Here is a 20153-nt window from a genome sequence, read left to right on the forward strand (position 1 = left end):
AATATTACTTCAACAATTCTATAGCCTTTTGTAATTGTGGATCGATATCTAAATGTTCAATACCAATCTTTGAATAATTTTTTTGTTCAACTTTGTGATCAGGTTCTAACCCAACTTTATTTATTTTAGTTCCATTCGGTCCAAAATATTCTGCAATAGTAATCTTAATTCCTTCAGCTTTACCTTCATTATTAATTGGGAAAATTGATTGGATAATACCTTTACCAAAAGATTTTTCTCCTAGCAATTGAGCTTTTTTATTATCATGAAGTGCAACACTAAGCACTTCAGATGCAGAAGCTGAACCTTTATTTATTAATACTATTATTGGCATATCAAGACCACTTCCGCTTGCTTTTTCAATTGTTTCATGACCTTTACTATCTACAACCTTCATTATAGTAGCATCTGGTAAAATCTTATCTGCAACTTGCTTAACAGCTGTTACAAGACCACCTGGATTATTTCTAAGGTCAATAATTAGAGATTTTGCACCTTTCTTTAGCCCTTCATCAACAGCTTTTTCGAAATCTTCTCCAGTTTTTTCTGCGAAGTTTGTAATTTGAATATATAATATTCCATTATCTAAAAGCTTAGAAGAAACTGATTCAGTAGTAATTTCTTCTCTTTTTAGTATAAAATCTAGAGTCTTTTCTTCAGAATCTACAACTCTCTTAATAGTTACCTTAACTTCAGTACCTGCTTTTTCTTCTCCTCTCATAAGTTTTACAGCAGATTCTAAATCATTTTTTGCAAGTTCTTGATCATCAACTTTAATAATGATATCTTCTGCTTGTATTCCAGCCTTTTGACTTGGACCCCCTTTGATCGGAGCAACAACAACTATTTCTCCTTTATCATTAACACTTACTTGAACACCGATTCCAACAAACTTTCCTGTACTTGTCTTTTGAAGCTCCTTCATATCACTTTCAGTCATATATTGAGTGTAAGGATCTCCTAATGAAGAAAATATTGCTTTCTTAATTTCAGTATTCATTTTATCATAATCTATATCGAAATAGTATCTATCTTTTATCGCATCTACAAATGGTTTAAAACTACCATAATCTGTAGAATTTTCATCTTTTTTTCCTGAACTATTACTTTGCGGAATTATTCCCGCAGAATTTTTTCCAGCCTTATATGATACAAATGAACATAAGAATATCATTAAGACTAAAAAAGCCGTTATTTTTTTATTTTTTATCATATATTATTACTCCTAGTGATTCAAATATTTTAGAGGATCTACTGGCGAGCCATTATATCTAACTTCAAAATGTAAATGTGGTCCTGTTGAATTTCCTGTAGAACCAACTAAAGAGATAACTTGTCCCTTACTTACTTTTTGTCCAGCTCTAACTACCAAGCTAGAATTATGACCATATACAATTACTATATTATTTGTATATTTAATCATAACAGCATTACCATAACTTCCATTCCAACCTGAAGATATTACTTCTCCATCTGTCGCTGAATAAACAGGTGTTCCTGATGGCGCTGGAATATCAATTCCTCTATGTCTTTCTCCACCGCTTCCTATCGGTGCATTTCTCCATCCAAAAGGACTTGAAATATGGAAATGACTCTTTAGTGGCCACATCATTTCTCCATTTGAAGGACGAGCATCTATTTTACCATCTTCAAGATCTCTTTGGATTTTCTTTTCATTCATACTTCTTAAAATATCAGCTTTAACTTTTTCTTCAAAACTAATATTCGCATCTAAGCTCTTAACTTTGCTTTGTAATTGGTCAATTTCAGATTTAGTATATTCAATACTTTCTTCCAATTTTGCAATACGTTGTTTATTCTTTTCAACTTCTTCAGAATAAGCTTGATACTTAATTTCCATTTCTTTTTTCTTAGCTACTTTTTCTTCTTTTCGAGCTTCAAGTTGTGCTTTTTCTTTTTCTAAAGCAATTTTGTCATTTTTTAAACTAGTAATTAATTTTTTATCATAATCAGCAATTGATTGCATCATAAAATATCTTGAAATGAAATCTCTTATATTCGATGAAGAAAATAATACTTCAATTGAATTTAAATCTTTATTTCCATACATAACACGAACTCTTTTCTTAAAAAGTTCTTGTTTTTCCTTAATTCTTTCTTCTAAAATTGTAATTTTTTCTTTAGAAGCTTGAATTTCTTCAGATAGTTTATTAATTGCGTCTTCTAATACTGTAAGTTCTTTATCTAATTGATCAATAAGTTTTTGTTTTTCAACAATTTCCTTAAATGCAGCATCTTTTTGAGTTGTCATATCATTGATTGATTTCTTTTTGTTTTCTAGATTTTGTTCTTGACTTTGTTTTTCTTTCTTTAGATCATCAACTTTATCTGCATAAGAAATTACACCTGAACTAAACATAGAAAATAGCAATACAAATGCTAAAAATCTTCTTTTTTTCATAAACAACCACCTAAACCTTCATATACTTTCTACTTGAGAATATTGATGCTAATACTCCAATTCCTATACCTATTCCAAAATATGCAATTGCTACATATGTACCAAAAACATTAACTGGTAATAAATAATTAGAAACTAAATTATTTACTCCCCAAGCAAAACTATCATAAACATAACCATATGCAAAGAATATCATTGTAAAAGATATTCCAGCACCTATTATACCAAGCAACATTCCTTCTACAATAAACGGACCCGTTATACTCATATTCGTTGCCCCAATATACTTCTTTATACTTATTTCTTTTCTTCTTGCAATAACTGTAAGTTTTATTGTTATTGACATTATAAAGAAACTTACTAACAACAACACGCCTACCAATGAAATACCTACATATTTAACAATTTGAGACATTTTTGTTATCTTATCAACTATATCCTTATAGTACACAACTTTTTCAACATCTTTAATATTATTAATATTTGATGCTACAGTATTTGAATTTTCAATATTTTCAACTTTTAACTCAAAACTTTCTGGAAGAGCTGATTCCATTCCATCTAATAAGAATGAATTTTCTTTCCATTGTTCTTTCATCTTTGAAAGAGCTTGTTCTTTTGAAACGTAATGTACTTCTTTTACATTTTCTATTTTTAATAATTCTTCTTTAATCTTTGCAACTCTATCTGTACTTACTTCAGGCTCTAAAATAACATCTATTTGGTCAACTTTTGTTTTCATGTCTTCTACTATATTATTAGCAACAAAAACACCAAAAGTAATTCCACCTAGAATTAAAAGCATAGAGCAAATAGATACTATTGATGCAATACCCATGGATATATTTCTCCATAGACCAACCAAGCCTTCTCCAATTGCAGAAAAAAATCTTCTAATTGAACTCATCGAAATAACCTCCACGTTCTTCATCATTAATCATTTCCCCATGATCCATACTAATTACTCTCTTTTTAAGTTTATTAACTATATCCTTATCATGAGTTGAAACAATAACTGTAGTACCTTTAGCATTAACATCCAATAGTAGCTTCATAATATCTTCTGAAGTATTTGGATCTAAGTTTCCTGTAGGTTCATCAGCTATTAAATATTTTGGTCTATTTACTAGAGCTCTAGCAATACAAACTCTTTGTTGTTCTCCACCTGATAATTGATTTGGAAAAGAACTTGCTCTATCCGACAAGCCAACCAATTCTAAAATCTCATTTACTCTTCTAGTTATTTCTTTTTTTGAAACCCCTAAAATTTGAAGTGGATATTTTATATTATCAAAAACAGTCTTTCCTTCTAATAATCTAAAATCTTGAAAAACAACTCCCATTGTCTTTCTTAACTCAGGAATTTTTCTATTTCTTAACTTAACTATATTAACATTATCAACTATTATTTCCCCTGATGATGGTTTTATTTCTCTTAAGAGCATTTTTATAATACTTGTCTTCCCTGCACCACTAGCTCCTATTAAAAAAATAAACTCTCCGTCTTCAACTCTGAAGCTAAGATCCTTCAAAGCGCAAACGTCATTATTATATATTTTATTTACTTCTATAAATTCTAACAAAATATCACCTCATTTAATTTTTTAATAATGATCAGTAATATTATAACACAAAATTTATAAAATGTAGTAAAAAAAGCAAAAAAAGTTACAAAATAATTACAATAATATTACAAAAAGTTAACATTTGGTGTCTTTTTTATTTATTATCAAAATAATTAATTACTGAACGACCTGTTTTAAACTTATTTATATTATCAAAAAAATCTAAATAATTATTTTGATCAAATAATTTTATCCTTTTCTTTATCTTTTGTAAAACATCATTTGTAACACTAAATTCATCAATTCCTAATAATATTAAAAGCTCAACAGCATCTAACTCACTAGCAAAATTACCACACATTGATACAATTTTTCCATTTCTATGAGCAATATCAACAACACGATGAATTGAACGAATAACAGCTGGATTATAACAATCGTAAAGAAGTTGCATCTTCGAATTTTCTCTATCACAAGCTAGAGTATATTGAACTAAGTCATTAGTTCCAATACTAACAAAATCAACCTCTTTAACTAAAATATCAAAAAGAAGAACTGATGCTGGTGTTTCAATCATAATTCCAAATTCAATATTTTCATCAAAATCTATTCCATCTTCTCTTAATTCGTCTTTAATCTTGGATATCTCATTTTTAATCCATAAAAGTTCTTCTAATGTAGTAATCATTGGGATCATAATTTTTATATTACCAAACGCTGAAGCTCTAAGAATTGCCCTTAGATGTTTTCTAAGTTCCTTATGAAATTCTTTATAAATTCTAAATCCTCGAAAGCCTAAAAAAGGATTCTTTTCTTCATCAAGCTTAAAGAACATTGATTTTTTATCCGCACCAATATCAAAAGTTCTAACTATTATAGGCTTATCAGATACTTCTGCAATTTTTTTAAATGAATTAAACTGATACTCTTCAGTTGGTGCTTCAGATGACATATACAAAAATTCAGTCCTAAATAAGCCACATCCATCAGTTCCATTACTAAGAGAAATTTCATATTCTTCAACACTTGAAATATTACTACAAACTCTTATAAATCTATTGTTTTTTGTCCTTACTATATTCTCATCTAAAAATTCTTTTTGAGAAGATTTTAATAATTTCTTATAAGATTCAATTATTTCTTTATCAGGACTTAAATATAATTTTTCTTGGTTACAATCTAAAATACAGTCAAATCTTTTATCCTTCAATTCTTGAAAATCTAAAGAATCACAAATAATATATGGAATTTGTAAATTTTTTGCATACAAAGATGCATGTGATGTTTTTCCACCATTTTTTGAAACTATTCCAATAAGTTGATCCTTATATTTATCAATTATCTTAGGAGATAGATTTTCTGTAAATAAAACAAATTTATTTTCAAATATTTTAACCTCCTCTACAGAAGTTAAAGTTCTAATAAATTCTTCTTGAATTGAAATATAATCATATATTCTATCCCTCATATAATCAGAATCTAAATTATTTAACTCATAACAAATATGAGAAAAAGTCTCTTCTATAGCTTTTTCCAATGATTTATTTTCATTTAAAATTTTATTTTTAATACTTTCCTTTAAAAATGGATCATCAATTAACTCGAGATGTACATTTAATAAATTTTCTAATTTTTTATCATTAGACTTTATTCTATCTTGTTCCAAGTAACTAGAAAATAAGTCTTCAAATCTAATTATTTCTTTTTCTTTTTCACTGTCAGCAATTTTTTCTCTAATTACATTTGTATCATAAAATACCGTGACAGCATTACCATATGCAACTCCGTTAGAAACGGAAAAACCATTATAAATTTTCATAATACTCCACCAAAAAAGCTTCTCTTACGAGAAGCTATATTTATTATTAATCAGCTAAATTTTCTATGAAGTTAACAACTTCTCCTAAAGTCTTTTCTTCATTTTCTCCATCTACTCTTAATGTTACTTCTGTTCCTTTAGAAATACCTAAACTCATAACATTAAAAATACTCTTTGCATCTGCAACTTTGTTATCTAAAATAATCTCAATACTTTCATTATATTTTTTTACAAATTGAACCAAAGATGCAGCAGGTCTTGCGTGTAGCCCTGTCTCGTTCTTTATTATAACGTTTTTTTCTAACATAATTAGCCTCCTAAGATTTTTATATTTGAATACACATATATTTTACCACTATTGTTTAAACAATTCAATACTTTTAATGAAATTTTTTAAAAACGTTTTTCATAAATGTTGAATTAATTTGATATATGCTTTTTTGTGTAAAATATAATAAAAAAACTCATAAAAAATCCATATTACTAAGTTTATATTTAATACAATTTTTTTGCAATTTTTTGACTATATAATAGTGTTATACACATTTATAAACGTAAAAAAAGACTTCAAATAATCAATTCATTCATTAATAATTTGAAGTCTAATAATACTTTATAAAATTGGAATAAACTTTATATTTATATCCATTATATCTTTGAGTGTATTATAAATAAAACAACTATTCAAAGATTTCTTACAAAAATCCACTAATTCATCATCTTCAATATCTGAAAATAAATATATAGTTATTTCACAACTATCAATTTTAGCTTCTTCAGTATATCCATTAACAGCTAAAACTGTAAGGGGATTTTTTAATTTAATTTTAATCTTCCCTTCAATATCCTCTAATTTTATATTAGATTTTTTTGAAACAAATATTAGATTATGAATTATTCCCGAAATAATAGAACTTGTAAAATAATTAAAAGATGTTTTACTACTATCCTCTATATCAAAACTTATCTGAGAATTTACTTCAATACAATCCCTTTCTGTAAAAACTTTTACAACATTATTTGAATTTACAATAGCTCTATAAGAAACGTCATAATTATATGATTCATATAAACTACTCATATTTTTCCCTTAAAGCATTCTTAGCTATTTCTAACTGTTCTAATTTCTTTTCAATTATTTCAAATGTACTTACTGGTCTATTTGAAAAAGTTGCAAAACCACAATCAGGATTTAACCAAATTCTTTCTTTCGGTATAAATTTTAAAGCTTCTTCTGCTTTTTCTATTATTGACTGAGAAGACTCAATAATATCAGTTCTTGGATTTATAACTCCAAGAGCAAGAATCGAATTTTCTTTTATTTTTTCACTAGACAATAAAGAATCTAACTCTCCTGCACGAGGAGTTGAAAATTCTAATGCTAAAATATCTGGTGAAGTCTCTTCAAAAAGTGGAACAAGTGGTGTATATGGGCCACTAAGAAGAATACTTTCATCTTTACTCCAATTTCCTCTACAAACATGAAGTGAACTTAATACATCCTTTTCTTTAATGTAATCCATAACACTTTTTATCAAATTAGTAGCAAATTTTAATTCTTCACTTGGGTCCTTTCTTTCAGAAAGAGCAGCACACATAAAAGATCTTGTTTTCCCCTCTGAAAAAACAACTTCTGTTAATACAGGTTCATCAAATTGAATTACATCCACACCAGCTTCTACCAAATTATCTATTTCTTGTTTTAAAATTTTAATTACATCTTCGCCTAATTCTTCCTTGTTATTATAGAATTTCTTACTAAGAGAAGGAAGCCACATAGATCTAGTCATTAAATAAGGACCTGGAAGTGTTGCTTTTACTGGTGAGTTTGTGATTTTCTTTAAAAATTTAATTTCGTCAGAAACTAAACTCTTATTATATTTTAAAACACCATTACAAATTGCATTTTTTATGCTAACAGATGGAACATCTAATGTTTCCAAAATTTGTTCAAATGCTTGTTTATCTTCTATATACTCAAGCATATCTCCCATATTCATCATTACAACGCCATCAATTCTATCTGCAACGAAAGAAACATAATTATCTCTTGCCAATTCCCCATTAGTTATTAAATCTATAGAATACTTTTCTTGAAGCTTAACTAAGTTTTCAGTTTCAGTCTTGATTAAATCTTCATATTCTTTTTCATAATCCATATCCATTTTTAATCTTCTATTTAAAGCCATTATTTTTTTACTTCTAGGCATACTTCCGATTAGAGATGCTGAAAATGGTTTAAAAGTTTTTTTCATTTCGTACCTACTTATAAAAAGTTTCTAAAAAATTAATATATTCATTGGCATTTTTTATTTGTTCAAATCCTGATGTTCTACCAACAACCCATTTTTTTAGACCTTCCATATCCATCATTTCTTTGTGGTCAGGATTATTGTAATCCATTTTGTGTAGTATTTTACCAAATAATTCAAATCTTTCAACTTCAAGATCTGGTCTTCCTGAAAATATACAATGATCAAAATTTGGAGTTTTATAAACTATCTCAACTTGATTTTCATCAAGAGTTCCATCAAGTATCCATGCTTCATAATTTAAATCTAACATCCAAGTTGCGTCAACTTCGCCATTAATCATTGCTTTTGCAGAATCCAATTCTCCACCAACATGATCTCCGTGTAGACCAATACCTATATCAAATCTTTTTTCAACATAGTCTTTTCCAAATTCAAGTCCATGTTGATGTAAATTATATATTGGGATAAGTCTAGCTTGAGGAGAATCTATAGCTCCAAAACCAATTGTTTTTCCTTTTAAATCTTCAATTGATTTTATATTTGAAGATTTTTTTACAACCAAATAAGTTGAACGGTCATTATCAGTATCTCTCATAGATCCATTTAAAGATTTTCCATTTGTTCTTAAATAAGCATCTAACCAAGCAAGTGGTGAATTCCAAGCTACATCAATTTCACCTTTCATAAGACCATCTACTTGAGATCTATAGTCTTTATAATAAACTGGTTCAATTTCAAAACCTTCTTCTTTAAAGAAATCAGCTATTATTCCCCAGATTACAGTAACTCTAGGCGCATATACTACTGCACCAACTTTTAATTTATCCATATTTTTCTCCTATTTTTAATTTTAAACTGAAAGCTTAACCATTTAAATAGAAATTAGATTAATGGTAATCCCATTAGAGCTCTTCCTAACCAAAGAATTAGAACATCAACTCCTGGAGCCATTATTTGTCCAGCATAAGAGTCTCTTAATAATCTTTCCATTATTCCCATCTTATTATAAGCTTTTCCTCCGCCTACTCTCATACCTAATCTTGCAACTTCTATTGCAGCTTCAGATGCGAAAATTCTAGCTGATATAATTTTTAAAATAGCATCACTTTCACCAGCATCAGCAGCTCTAGCAGCTTCTTTTGTTCCTAATATTGCAGCATTTGTTTGAGAATAAATTCTTGAAATATGAGTTTGTATAGTTTCATATTCTGCAAGTTTTGGTCCAAAAGTATGTTGTCTGTTTGTAGCATGATTTAAAGCTTCTTGAAGAACAGCTTCACATACACCAGTATAAACTGAAGCTAAACCAGTAATGAAGAATGGTGCAACAACTTCGAAAATATGAGTCATAGCATCGCCGATTTCTCCAATTCTATATGATTTTGGTAAATGAGCATCTTTTAATTCCATAGGACATGAAACATTTCCTCTCATACCTAAACCATTCCATTCGCTTTGTTTAAATTCAACACCAGCAGTTTCAATTGGAACTATCCAGTTATCAATTCCTTCACCAGATTCTGATGGAGATAGTAATAAATAATATGATGCTTGTCCAGCAGAAGTAACCATACTCTTTGAACCATTTAATATTACTTCTTTATCTGTAAATTCAGCTTTAATATCTGGAAAATAGAAGTTTGTTCCTGATCCAAATTCTGAATAAGCAAATCCTAAAAATTTATTATTTTCTACTATATCTTTAACTATTTTATTTTTTAATTCCTCGCTACCATATTTTAAAACAATGCTTAAACAAACATTATGCATCATATAGCAAAGTCCTGCTGTTGCACTACTTTTTGCAAAAGCTCTACAAGCTTCAGAATGCTCTGTCATTCCTTTTCCTAATCCACCTAGTTCTGTTGGAACCATTAATTTAAAATATCCAGCTTTTCCCATTTCCTTAAAAGATTCAACCGGAAACTCCATCTTTTCATCAATTTCTTTTGCATAAGGCAAAATATGTTCATTAGCAAATTTTAATGCTTCTTCGTAAAAATTACTCATGTTAACCTCCAATTTTTGAAATATAAATAATCTTCATAATCTATGAAGATTATTTATTGTTTTCCCATTATAGCATATTAATAATCATTTTTAAAAATTCAGTTTGATAGTATAAATAATATTATGGTTATTTTTAGAGTTTAGTGATTTTTCAATATTTATAAGCGTTTTTCTATAAATATTTTTTATGGAAAAATATATTATTATAAGTTTTATTAATCGTTAATTTTGTAAATGTTGTTATTTACAATTATAAAAATTTAAAAGCATAAAAAAAATTAATAAAAAATATCAAACTTTCTATTACATTTTAGTCATACTTTGATATTATAATAAAACTATTTATTTTAGACATAAAAAAACTGACCTTTCAGTCAGTTAATTTTCTTGTTCTAATACACCCTGTCTAAGTTGTCCACAAGCTCCATTAATATCATCACCTTGTTTCTTTCTTATCGTAGCATTAATTCCGAAATTTTCCAGAATAGATTTAAATTGATAAATGTACTTTGTACTTGGAGCAACTCCATCAAACTCTTTAATTGAATTTAAAGGAATAATATTTATATGGCAGTTTAAGCCTTTTAGAATATTTTTCAATTCTAATGCATGTTCTCTTGAATCATTTTGTCCTTTTATTATAGTATATTCAAAACTAACTCTTCTCGATGTCTTATCAAAGTAATATTTACATGCTTTTAATATTTCATCAATTGAAAAACTATCTGAAATTGGCATAATCTCCCTTCTTTCCTTTTGGAATGGATTATGAAGAGAAATTGTAAGTGTTACTGGTAATTTTTCATCAGCTAATTTATATATATTATGGACAATTCCACAAGTTGAAATAGTAATATTTCTAAGACTTAAATTCTTACCTTTTTCAGAATTTATAAGTTTTAAAAATCCTATAACATTTTTATAATTGTCAAGTGGCTCGCCTATTCCCATAATAACAATATTATTTATAGTTAAATTCAAATCATTTTCTATCAGATAAATTTGATTTAGCATTTCAGCAGAAGTTAAATTTCTTTTAAAATTTTCTTTTGTAGAAGCACAAAAAGTACAACCCATTCTACATCCTACTTGGCTTGAAATACAAACTGTACAATAACTACCATAATCCATAAATACAGTTTCAATTATTCTATTGTCGTATAATTTTATTAAATATTTTTTCGTATTATCTATCTTTGATTCATACTTTGTATAAATTGTTGAAGCATTTATAAAGCCAATATCTTTAAGCTTTTCAATTAAAACCTTAGGTAATTGTTTACAATTTTCTATATCATAGTTTTTCTTTTGATGCATAAATCTAAAAAATTGTTCTGCCCTAAACTTTTTCTCTCCCAAGCTTAAAAATATATCTTCTAATTCTTCAAGTTTCAAAGAATTGAATTCTATTTTTTTATTTTCCATTATTTTCTTCCTTTAGAATAAAATCTCTTAATAAATTATCAACAGACATAAAACGAACTTGTTTTTCTTGTACTTTACCTTTAATTGTACGAATAAGCGTATAAGCAAGCTCACCTGCAAGTCCTGCCCCTCTGGCAGTAATTATATTATCATCAATGCAAATTGCATCTTCTTTTATATTTGCATCTAATAATTCTTCTTCCATTCCTGGATAAATTACTGCATTTCTTCCAGATAAAACACCTGCCTTTGCAATTACAGAAGGTCCTGCACAAATCGCAGCAATTAATTTATGGTCTTCATCAAATTTCTTAATTATATCTAAAACTCTCTTATCATCTCTAATATCAAAAGCAGCAGGAAGTCCGCCAGGAATAATTATCCCAGCATACTCTTTTAGACTTATATTTTCTATCAAATCATCTGCTAGAACAGTTATTCCTCTATTACTTGTAACTTGAAGTTTTCCTGTAATTGAAATCATATCTACTTTAATATCAGCTCTTCTTAAATAGTCAACTTGAGTAAGTGCTTCAACTTCTTCAAAAGTATCTGTTAAAATTAAAATATATCTATCCATTTTATTCTCCTAATATTCTCTTTAAAAATTGTCCAGTATATGATTTTTCGCACTTAGCAACTTCCTCTGGTGTTCCAGTAACGACAATAGTTCCACCACCATCGCCACCTTCAACTCCTAAATCAATAATATGATCTGCAATTTTTATCATATCTAAATTATGTTCAATAACAATAACAGTATTTCCTTGTTCAACTAATGTATTTAAAACTTCAATTAATTTTTTTATATCATCAATGTGTAGTCCAGTTGTTGGTTCGTCTAAAATATAAACAGTTTGACCAGTACCACGTTTTGCAAGTTCAGATGCAAGTTTAACCCTTTGAGCCTCTCCACCTGAAAGTTCTGTCGAACTTTGTCCAATCTTTATATAATCCAATCCTACATCATAAAGTGTTTGTAATTTTCTTTTTATTGAAGGGTGATTTTCAAAAAATTCAAGTCCGTCTTCAACTGTCATTTCCAACACTTCAGAGATATTTTTTCCATTGTATGTTACTTCTAAAGTTTCTCTATTATATCTTTTTCCACCACAAACTTCGCAAGGAACATATACATCAGGTAAAAAGTGCATTTCAACCTTAATAGTTCCATCTCCTTTACAGGCTTCACAACGACCACCATGAACATTAAAACTAAATCTGCCTTTGCTATATCCTTTCATTTTTGCCTTTGTGGTCATTGCAAAAACATCTCTAATATTATCAAAAACTTTAGTATAAGTAGCAGGATTTGAACGAGGAGTTCTTCCTATTGGGCTTTGGTCAATTTCAATAACTTTATCAAGTTTTTCATAACCCTCTATTCTATCAAACTTTCCTGTTTTTTGTTTACTTCTATTTAATTTATTTGATAATTCTTTGTTTAAAATAGAATTTACCAAGCTACTTTTACCACTTCCTGAAACACCTGTTACACAAGTAAATACACCTATAGGAAATTCAACGTCAATGTTTTTAAGATTATTTTCCTTTGCTCCAAACACTTTAATTGTATCTGTGTATTTTCTTCTTTCTTTTGGAACTTCTATTTTACTTTTACCTGAAAGATAAGCTCCAGTAATGGACTTTTTACTCTTCATAATATCTTTAAGAGTTCCTTGAGCAACAACTTCCCCACCATGAATACCAGCTCTTGGACCAATATCTACAATATAATCTGCACAACGAATAGTATCTTCATCATGTTCAACTACAATTAAAGTATTTCCAAGGTTTGTTAAATTTCTTAAAGCATTTAAAAGTTTTTCATTATCTCTTTGATGTAAACCGATACTTGGCTCATCTAATACATAAACAACCCCAACTAAACCTGATCCTATTTGAGTAGCAAGTCTAATTCTTTGGCTTTCTCCACCAGAAAGAGTTCCAGCACTTCTTGCTAAGGTTAAATATTCAAGACCAACATCTTTTAAAAATTTAAGTCTTTCTCGAATTTCCTTTAAAATTCTTTCTCCAATTATACTTTCAGTTTCTGTTAATTCTAAATTATTAAACCATTCATTTAATTTTTGAACTGACATTGCAGTAACATCTGAAATATTCTTATCTCTTATAAAAACAGAAAGAGCTTTTTCATTAAGTCTTTTTCCCTTACAAGTTTCACATTCCATTTCAGACATAACTGTTTCTATTTTTTCTCTCATAGAAGACATTGGAGAAGTTGCATATCTTCTTTCCAAATTCTTAATAATCCCCTCAAAAGGTTTATTAAATGTTTTATTCTCATTTGTAAATTTACTCTCAAACTTGAACTTTACTTCTCTTGAACCTGTTCCATAAAATAGTTCATCTATAGTTTCTTTACTCAAATCTTTAAAAGGAGTATTTTCATCAAAACCATTATACTTTATTATTTCATGGAATATTTTATAATAGTATCCATCTTCTCCAGTAGTCATATTGTAACATTCAATAGCACCTTCTAAAAGTGATTTTGTTCTATCAGGAATTACTAAATCAGGATCTATAATTTTATGACTTCCAAGTCCATTACAATCATGACACATACCAAATGGACTGTTAAAAGAAAAAGTTCTAGGCTCTATTTCATCAAAAGAAATATGTCCATTTGGACAGGACATTTTTTCAGAGAACATAATTTCCTCTCCATCAACTACTTTAACTTTAACAATACTTTCACTAAATTTAAAAGCTGTTTCTAAACTTTCTGTAAGTCTTGATTCAATTCCTTCCTTTACTACAAGTCTATCTACAACAATATCAATATTATGTTTTTTATTCTTATCAAGTTCAATTTCTTCTGTAAGTTCATATTCCTTATCGTCAATAATAGCACGAACAAAGCCTTGAATTTTTATATTTTCTAGAAGTTTTTTATGTTCGCCCTTTTTCCCACGAATTACAGGAGCTAACACGAAAATTTTACTTCGCTCTTCTAACTTCATAACTCTATCAACCATTTGGTCAATACTTTGACTTTTTATTTCAGTTCCACATTCAGGACATCTTGGAATACCAATCTTTGCAAAAAGTAATCTTAAATAGTCATAAATCTCTGTTACAGTACCAACAGTAGATCTCGGATTTCTATTTGTTGTCTTTTGATCAATTGAGATAGACGGACTAAGTCCATCAATATATTCAACATCTGGTTTATCCATTTGCCCTAAAAATTGTCTTGCATAACTTGATAAACTTTCAACATATCTTCTTTGCCCTTCAGCATAAATAGTATCAAAAGCCAAAGAAGATTTTCCACTTCCACTAAGTCCTGTAAAAACAACCATTTTATCTCTAGGAATCTCTAAATCTATATTCTTTAAATTATTTACTTTTGCTCCTTTAATTCTAATTGTATTTTTAGACATCTAATCCCCACATTTCCTTTAATTTCTTTATTTCATCTCTAATTGATGCTGCTCTTTCGAAGTCTAAAGAGTCGGCTGCAGATAACATCTCATTTTTCAAATCTTCAATGAAACTTTCATAATCTGTAATTTCAACATCTTCATTCTTATATTCAACAGCATCCTCTGCAACTTTAGTCGCTTGAATAATCTCTCTAATATCTTTCTTAACACTCTTAGGTGTAATATTGTGCTCTATATTGTATTTATTTTGAATTTCACGTCTTCTATTTGTTTCTTTAATCGCAACATCCATTGACTTTGTAATTCTATCTGCATACATAATAACTCTACCATTTACATTTCTCGCAGCACGTCCAATAGTTTGAATCATTGATGTTTCAGAACGCAAAAATCCTTCCTTATCTGCATCCATAATAATAACCATACTTACCTCTGGCAAATCAAGACCTTCTCTAAGAAGATTTATTCCTACAAGTACATCATATTTACCAATACGCAAATCTCTAATTATTTCCATACGTTCAATTGTGTCAATATCACTATGCAAATAAGTGGTTTTAATTCCAACATTTTTTAAATAATCCGTTAAGTTTTCAGCCATTTTTTTAGTCAAAGTTGTAATTAAAACACGTTCTCCTTTTTTAATAACTGAATTTACTTCTCCAATTATATCATCAATTTGTCCTTCGGTTTTTCTAACTTCAATTAATGGATCTAAAAGACCAGTTGGTCTTATTATTTGTTCAACTTCTTCTAAATTATGGCTCTTTTCGTACTTACCGGGCGTTGCAGAAACATATAAAATTTGATTAACCATATTTTCAAATTCTGCGAACTTTAAAGGTCTGTTATCTAAAGCTGATGGTAATCTAAAACCGTAATCTACAAGATTTTGTTTTCTACTTCTATCTCCTTCATACATCGCACCTATTTGAGGAATAGTAACATGACTTTCATCAACAATAATTAAAAAATCATCAGGAAAATAATCAATCAAAGTATAAGGTCTAGAGCCTCTTTCTCTACCACTTAAATGGGCAGAGTAGTTTTCTATACCACTACAAAAACCAATTTCTTGTAACATTTCTAAATCATATTTTGTTCTTTGTTCAAGTCTTTGTGCCTCAACTAATTTATTTTCTTTATTTAAAACTTCAAGTCTTTCTTCTAATTCTTGTGAAATTGTTCCTATAGCTCTTTCAATTTTTTCAGAACTTGTAGCAAAGTGAGATGCCGGATAAATAGCAACATGCTCACGAGTTCCTATGACATTACCTGTTAGAGCATCAATTTCTGAAATTTTATCTATTTCATCCCCAAAAAACTCTACTCTAATACTATTTTCGGAAGAAGAAACTGGAAATATCTCTAAACTATCTCCTCTTACACGAAAAGTACCACGAATAAAGTTAATATCATTTCTCACATATTGTATATCAACAAGTTTTCTTATTACTTCATCTCTATCTTTTATCATTCCCGGTCTTAATGAAACTACTAAATTTTCATAGTCAATTGGATCTCCTAAACCATAAATACAAGAAACAGATGCCACAATAATTACATCTCTTCTTTCAAATAATGACATTGTAGCGGAGTGTCTAAGTTTATCTATCTCATCATTGATAGAGCTGTCTTTTTCGATATATGTATCGGATTGTGGAACATAAGCTTCTGGTTGATAGTAATCATAATAGGACACAAAAAACTCAACAGCATTGTTCGGAAAAAACTCTTTAAATTCACTCGCAAGCTGATAAGCCAAAGTTTTATTATGTGCAATTACAAGTGTTGGTTTTTGTACTTTTTCAATTATATTTGCCATTGTAAAAGTTTTTCCGCTTCCTGTAACTCCTTTTAAAATTATCTCTTTATTTCCTTTTTTAATTGAATCCGCAATTTTTTCAATAGCCTCGGGTTGATCTCCCGTAGGTTTAAATTTTGAATTTAAAACAAACTCCATAATCCACTCCTAAATATCTATATAACATATTAAATCTCATCTTTATATTATACTATAAAATAGTCAATAACAAAAATAATATACCGCAAAAATCTCTTTAATAATCAAATTAAAAAGTACTATCTATTATAAAATTTTATTGTTGATAATAAATATCAAAAGTGCTATAATTGGTTTAAAGTTAAATAAATTTTTATGGAGGTATTTATGTTTTTAGTTGTAAAAAATTTAAACAAATCTTATGGAACAAATGAAAATAAAATTTCCGTTTTAAAAGATATAAATTTTTCTTTAGAAAAAGGTGTACTTTGTACTCTATTAGGACCATCTGGTTCAGGAAAATCAACATTACTTAATGCCATTGGCGGACTTGAAAAAATCGACAGTGGTTCTATAGTGATAAATGAATATGAAATTTTAAATTTAAAACAAAATGCCCTTTCAAATTTTAGAAGAAAATATTTAGGCTTTATTTTTCAATTTTACAATTTAATTCCGGACTTAACCGTAACAGAAAATATTCAGGTTGGTTCTTTTATACATAATGACCCTATGGATATTGAAAAATTAATAAAAGATTTAGGTTTATGGGAACATAAAAATAAATATCCAAGACAATTATCAGGTGGACAACAACAAAGATGCGCAATAGGTCGTGCTTTAATAAAAAAACCTGAAATATTACTTTGTGATGAGCCTACGGGTGCTTTAGATTATAAAACTTCAAAAGATATTTTATCACTACTTCAAAGAATAAATAAAGAGTACGAAACTACGATTATTCTTGCAACTCATAATGAAGAAATAACTAAGATGTCTAATATTACAATAAGGCTTAAAGATGGAGTTATATGTCAAGAAATTGAAAATTACAAAATAATGGATGCACAAGAATTGGAGTGGTAACATGAGAAATTTAAACAAAAGAATTCTTAGAGGATTAAAAGCTCAATGGTCAAAAAATTTATTTCTCTTTATACTTCTGTTTTTTATGATTTCCACAACTTCAGGCATGTTAGTTTCATCAGGAAGTATCAAGACTTTATATTATGAACTTATGTCAACTGGAGTTGTTGAAGATGGAAAAATTTTATTCGCATTTGACCCTACAGAGGAAGTATTAAAATCCATTGAAAAAACTAATGTTAAAGTCGAGAAAGCTCCTTATGTTGATGCAAAAATTAATAAAATTAAAGATGATAAAGACGAAAAGACAATTAGGCTTTATACAAATAGAAAAAATATAAATCTCCCTGTTTTAAATGAAGGTAATCTTGCAAAAAACAAAAATGAAATAACTATAAATAAATTATTTGCTGAAAATAATGATTTAAAAGTCGGTGATACTATCACTTTTAAAAAAGAATTTTTTAAAGATAATAAAGAACGAATTTTTAAAATAGTTGGATTTATAGTAACTCCGGATTATAATTCATCATTTCAAAAATCTACAGATTTAATATTTAATGCAATAGATTTTGGAGTTGGATTGGTATCTGACGAGGATAAAGATATTTTTAATGAAAGTAAGCTAAAATATCAAGTTTCTTATAGATTTAATGATAGAGATCTAAGCGAAAAAGAAACGAAAGAAAAAAATAAAGAAGTTGTAAATTCTGCTAATATATCAAAAACAGTTTTAGAACAACTTCCAAAAAAAGATAATAATGCAATAAGTTATTTAATTGACGATATGGGTGGAGATAGGCCAATGGTTATTGTTTTGCTTTGCTTAATGGTAACGCTAATAGGATTCATATTTGCACTTTCTATTGTGAGTAAAATACAAGAAGAATCTGAAATAATCGGAATACTTCTTGCGAATGGATATAAAAAATCAGAACTTGTTATAAATTATATAGCAAACTCTCTTATAATTACATTTTTTGCTGCTGTTTTAGGAAATATTTTTGGGTACACAGTTTTTACAAATTCTTTTAAATCTGTTTACTACAAATCATTTAATATGCAGAACTTCACTCCTAGTTTCAACTTTGAAGCATTAATAATTACAACTATAATCCCTATTTCAATAATTTTAATTTTTAATTATATCTATATTTATAGAAAATTAAACTTCACACCATTAGATTTTTTAAGAAAAAATTTAAAACATTATAAAAATAAAAGAAAGTCAAAGCATGAAAATGAATTAAAAGTCAACAAAAACTTTTTAGGTTCATTTAGAAAATCAATTATAAAATCCAACAAAGGTGATTATGTAGCGATAGTACTAGGAATATTTTTTACTTCAATATTATTCATCTTTGGAATTTCTGCAAAACCTACATTCGATAACTACGGAAATAATATAAAAGAAAATTTGATTAGTAAATATCAATATGTGCTAAAGGCTCCTATTGAAATTAGCAATAAAACAGCAGAAAAATATACGACTACACCAGCAAGAGTTTATCATAGTATCAAAAAATCAGATGAAGACATACTTCTTTTAGGAATTACTGAAAATTCAAAATACTTTGAAAACACCAAACTACCCGAAAACAAAAATGAGATAGTTATTAGTGAAAATCTTTCAAAGAAACTTAGAAAGTATATTGGAGATGAAATAACAGTTAAAGGGAATTTATCAGATAAAGAAAAGACTTATAAAATAGTTGGTATACACAAAAAGTCTGCTAATCTTTCAGCCTTTATAAAGCAAGAATATTTGAATGAAGAATTAGAGCAAAATAAAGAATTCTTTAATGGATATTTTAGTAATGAAAAATTGGATATTGATGAAAAGTATGTTTCAACGACAATAGATGAAAATTCAATGACAGATGTTTCTAAACAGATGTCTAAACTCATGGGACCAATGCTATCTGCATTTATAGCTGTATCTACAATATTCTTAGCAGGCTTTACTTACAGTCTAATGAAAATAATAACAGATAAAAATACTATCCAAATTGCATATTTAAAAATTTTCGGTTACACGAATAGAGAAATTTCAAAAATCTATATTCGACCAGTAACTCTAACAGTATTATTAAGTTTAATAGCTTTAATACCACTTGAAATATATACAGTAAAACAAATAATGTATTATTCAATGCTAAAATTTTCAGGATATTTAGAGCTTGAAATTTCGCTAAAAATTGTAATAATGTCAATTGTGATAACTATTGCTACTTATCTATTTGTAAGTATATTACAATTTTATAGAATATCAAAGATGAATTTCAGCGAAGTTCTAAAAAACAGAGAATAATTTACTATCGCTTAATTCTGTCATAATCAAGAGTATAATCTTATAAACAACGGAAAAAAATTCC

Annotated in this window: 16 protein-coding genes; 2 read left to right on the top strand and 14 right to left on the bottom strand. The window is 28.0% G+C overall.

What is annotated here, in order from left to right; genetic code table 11:
* Nucleotides 1–4: 4 nt before the first annotated feature.
* The 14 genes from ACLGL0_RS05435 to uvrB all read right to left on the bottom strand — a co-directional run bounded on the left by ACLGL0_RS05435 (nucleotide 5) and on the right by uvrB (nucleotide 16872).
* Complete coding sequence (locus tag ACLGL0_RS05435; protein ID WP_314557246.1) at nucleotides 5–1213, bottom strand: S41 family peptidase; 1209 nt, start codon at nucleotides 1211–1213, stop codon at nucleotides 5–7.
* Between the two features lie 12 nt (nucleotides 1214–1225).
* Complete coding sequence (locus ACLGL0_RS05440) at nucleotides 1226–2422, bottom strand: murein hydrolase activator EnvC family protein (RefSeq protein WP_411013929.1); 1197 nt, start codon at nucleotides 2420–2422, stop codon at nucleotides 1226–1228.
* 10 nt (nucleotides 2423–2432) lie between these two features.
* Nucleotides 2433–3329, bottom strand: coding sequence for a permease-like cell division protein FtsX (gene ftsX, locus ACLGL0_RS05445; RefSeq protein ID WP_411013930.1), 897 nt, complete (start codon nucleotides 3327–3329; stop codon nucleotides 2433–2435).
* Nucleotides 3316–4005 (bottom strand): cell division ATP-binding protein FtsE, encoded by a 690-nt coding sequence (gene ftsE / locus ACLGL0_RS05450; RefSeq protein ID WP_411013931.1) that lies wholly within the window; start codon nucleotides 4003–4005, stop codon nucleotides 3316–3318. The genes ftsX and ftsE overlap by 14 nt, the downstream gene beginning before the upstream one ends.
* A 136-nt stretch (nucleotides 4006–4141) precedes the next feature.
* Nucleotides 4142–5806 (bottom strand): phosphoenolpyruvate--protein phosphotransferase, encoded by a 1665-nt coding sequence (gene ptsP / locus ACLGL0_RS05455; RefSeq protein WP_411013932.1) that lies wholly within the window; start codon nucleotides 5804–5806, stop codon nucleotides 4142–4144.
* 46 nt (nucleotides 5807–5852) lie between these two features.
* The gene (locus tag ACLGL0_RS05460; RefSeq protein ID WP_314557241.1) at nucleotides 5853–6113 is read right to left on the bottom strand and encodes an HPr family phosphocarrier protein; all 261 of its coding nucleotides are present in this window, start codon (nucleotides 6111–6113) and stop codon (nucleotides 5853–5855) included.
* A gap of 306 nt (nucleotides 6114–6419) precedes the next feature.
* Nucleotides 6420–6887, bottom strand: coding sequence for an OsmC family protein (locus tag ACLGL0_RS05465; protein ID WP_411013933.1), 468 nt, complete (start codon nucleotides 6885–6887; stop codon nucleotides 6420–6422).
* Nucleotides 6880–8061, bottom strand: coding sequence for a 5-methyltetrahydropteroyltriglutamate--homocysteine methyltransferase (locus ACLGL0_RS05470; protein WP_411013934.1), 1182 nt, complete (start codon nucleotides 8059–8061; stop codon nucleotides 6880–6882). Before ACLGL0_RS05470 ends, ACLGL0_RS05465 begins: the two co-directional genes overlap by 8 nt.
* Nucleotides 8062–8068: 7 nt before the next feature.
* Nucleotides 8069–8890, bottom strand: a complete 822-nt coding sequence (locus ACLGL0_RS05475; RefSeq protein ID WP_233055334.1) for a phosphate/phosphite/phosphonate ABC transporter substrate-binding protein — start codon at nucleotides 8888–8890, stop codon at nucleotides 8069–8071.
* Nucleotides 8891–8943: 53 nt separating this feature from the next.
* Nucleotides 8944–10071, bottom strand: coding sequence for an acyl-CoA dehydrogenase family protein (locus tag ACLGL0_RS05480; protein WP_411013935.1), 1128 nt, complete (start codon nucleotides 10069–10071; stop codon nucleotides 8944–8946).
* Between the two features lie 378 nt (nucleotides 10072–10449).
* A complete protein-coding gene (gene rlmN / locus ACLGL0_RS05485; RefSeq protein WP_411013936.1) occupies nucleotides 10450–11496 on the bottom strand; it encodes a dual-specificity RNA methyltransferase RlmN in 1047 nt (348 codons plus the stop codon).
* Nucleotides 11486–12076 carry a DJ-1 family glyoxalase III gene (locus tag ACLGL0_RS05490; RefSeq protein ID WP_411013937.1) on the bottom strand — a complete coding sequence of 197 codons (591 nt, stop codon included), beginning with the start codon at nucleotides 12074–12076 and terminating at the stop codon, nucleotides 11486–11488. Before ACLGL0_RS05490 ends, rlmN begins: the two co-directional genes overlap by 11 nt.
* 1 nt (nucleotide 12077) lies before the next feature.
* On the bottom strand, nucleotides 12078–14906 hold the full coding sequence (gene uvrA / locus ACLGL0_RS05495) for an excinuclease ABC subunit UvrA (RefSeq protein WP_411013938.1): 2829 nt from the start codon (nucleotides 14904–14906) through the stop codon (nucleotides 12078–12080).
* A complete protein-coding gene (gene uvrB, locus ACLGL0_RS05500; protein WP_411013939.1) occupies nucleotides 14899–16872 on the bottom strand; it encodes an excinuclease ABC subunit UvrB in 1974 nt (657 codons plus the stop codon). Before uvrB ends, uvrA begins: the two co-directional genes overlap by 8 nt.
* A gap of 207 nt (nucleotides 16873–17079) precedes the next feature.
* Here uvrB and ACLGL0_RS05505 point away from each other — a divergent pair, with 207 nt between their 5' ends.
* Both ACLGL0_RS05505 and ACLGL0_RS05510 read left to right on the top strand, forming a co-directional pair.
* Nucleotides 17080–17778: an ABC transporter ATP-binding protein gene (locus ACLGL0_RS05505; RefSeq protein ID WP_411013940.1), complete on the top strand. Its 699-nt coding sequence runs from the start codon at nucleotides 17080–17082 to the stop codon at nucleotides 17776–17778.
* Between the two features lies 1 nt (nucleotide 17779).
* Nucleotides 17780–20089: an FtsX-like permease family protein gene (locus ACLGL0_RS05510; RefSeq protein WP_411013941.1), complete on the top strand. Its 2310-nt coding sequence runs from the start codon at nucleotides 17780–17782 to the stop codon at nucleotides 20087–20089.
* The last annotated feature ends 64 nt before the right edge of the window (nucleotides 20090–20153 follow it).

Origin of the sequence: Parvimonas pharyngis (genome assembly GCF_046569675.1) — a bacterium.
In the GTDB taxonomy this organism is placed as follows: Bacteria; Bacillota; Clostridia; order Tissierellales; family Peptoniphilaceae; genus Parvimonas.

Excerpts from the sequence above, each read along its gene's own strand:
- ACLGL0_RS05470 (WP_411013934.1), bottom strand. The coding sequence starts at position 8,061 with ATGAAAAAAACTTTTAAACCATTTTCAGCATCTCTAATCGGAAGTATG.
- ACLGL0_RS05510 (WP_411013941.1), top strand. The coding sequence starts at position 17,780 with ATGAGAAATTTAAACAAAAGAATTCTTAGAGGATTAAAAGCTCAATGG.
- ACLGL0_RS05475 (WP_233055334.1), bottom strand. The coding sequence starts at position 8,890 with ATGGATAAATTAAAAGTTGGTGCAGTAGTATATGCGCCTAGAGTTACT.
- uvrA (WP_411013938.1), bottom strand. The coding sequence starts at position 14,906 with ATGTCTAAAAATACAATTAGAATTAAAGGAGCAAAAGTAAATAATTTA.
- ACLGL0_RS05460 (WP_314557241.1), bottom strand. The coding sequence starts at position 6,113 with ATGTTAGAAAAAAACGTTATAATAAAGAACGAGACAGGGCTACACGCA.
- ACLGL0_RS05465 (WP_411013933.1), bottom strand. The coding sequence starts at position 6,887 with ATGAGTAGTTTATATGAATCATATAATTATGACGTTTCTTATAGAGCT.
- ACLGL0_RS05435 (WP_314557246.1), bottom strand. The coding sequence starts at position 1,213 with ATGATAAAAAATAAAAAAATAACGGCTTTTTTAGTCTTAATGATATTC.
- rlmN (WP_411013936.1), bottom strand. The coding sequence starts at position 11,496 with ATGGAAAATAAAAAAATAGAATTCAATTCTTTGAAACTTGAAGAATTA.
- ACLGL0_RS05490 (WP_411013937.1), bottom strand. The coding sequence starts at position 12,076 with ATGGATAGATATATTTTAATTTTAACAGATACTTTTGAAGAAGTTGAA.
- uvrB (WP_411013939.1), bottom strand. The coding sequence starts at position 16,872 with ATGGAGTTTGTTTTAAATTCAAAATTTAAACCTACGGGAGATCAACCC.
- ACLGL0_RS05505 (WP_411013940.1), top strand. The coding sequence starts at position 17,080 with ATGTTTTTAGTTGTAAAAAATTTAAACAAATCTTATGGAACAAATGAA.
- ACLGL0_RS05440 (WP_411013929.1), bottom strand. The coding sequence starts at position 2,422 with ATGAAAAAAAGAAGATTTTTAGCATTTGTATTGCTATTTTCTATGTTT.
- ftsX (WP_411013930.1), bottom strand. The coding sequence starts at position 3,329 with ATGAGTTCAATTAGAAGATTTTTTTCTGCAATTGGAGAAGGCTTGGTT.
- ptsP (WP_411013932.1), bottom strand. The coding sequence starts at position 5,806 with ATGAAAATTTATAATGGTTTTTCCGTTTCTAACGGAGTTGCATATGGT.
- ACLGL0_RS05480 (WP_411013935.1), bottom strand. The coding sequence starts at position 10,071 with ATGAGTAATTTTTACGAAGAAGCATTAAAATTTGCTAATGAACATATT.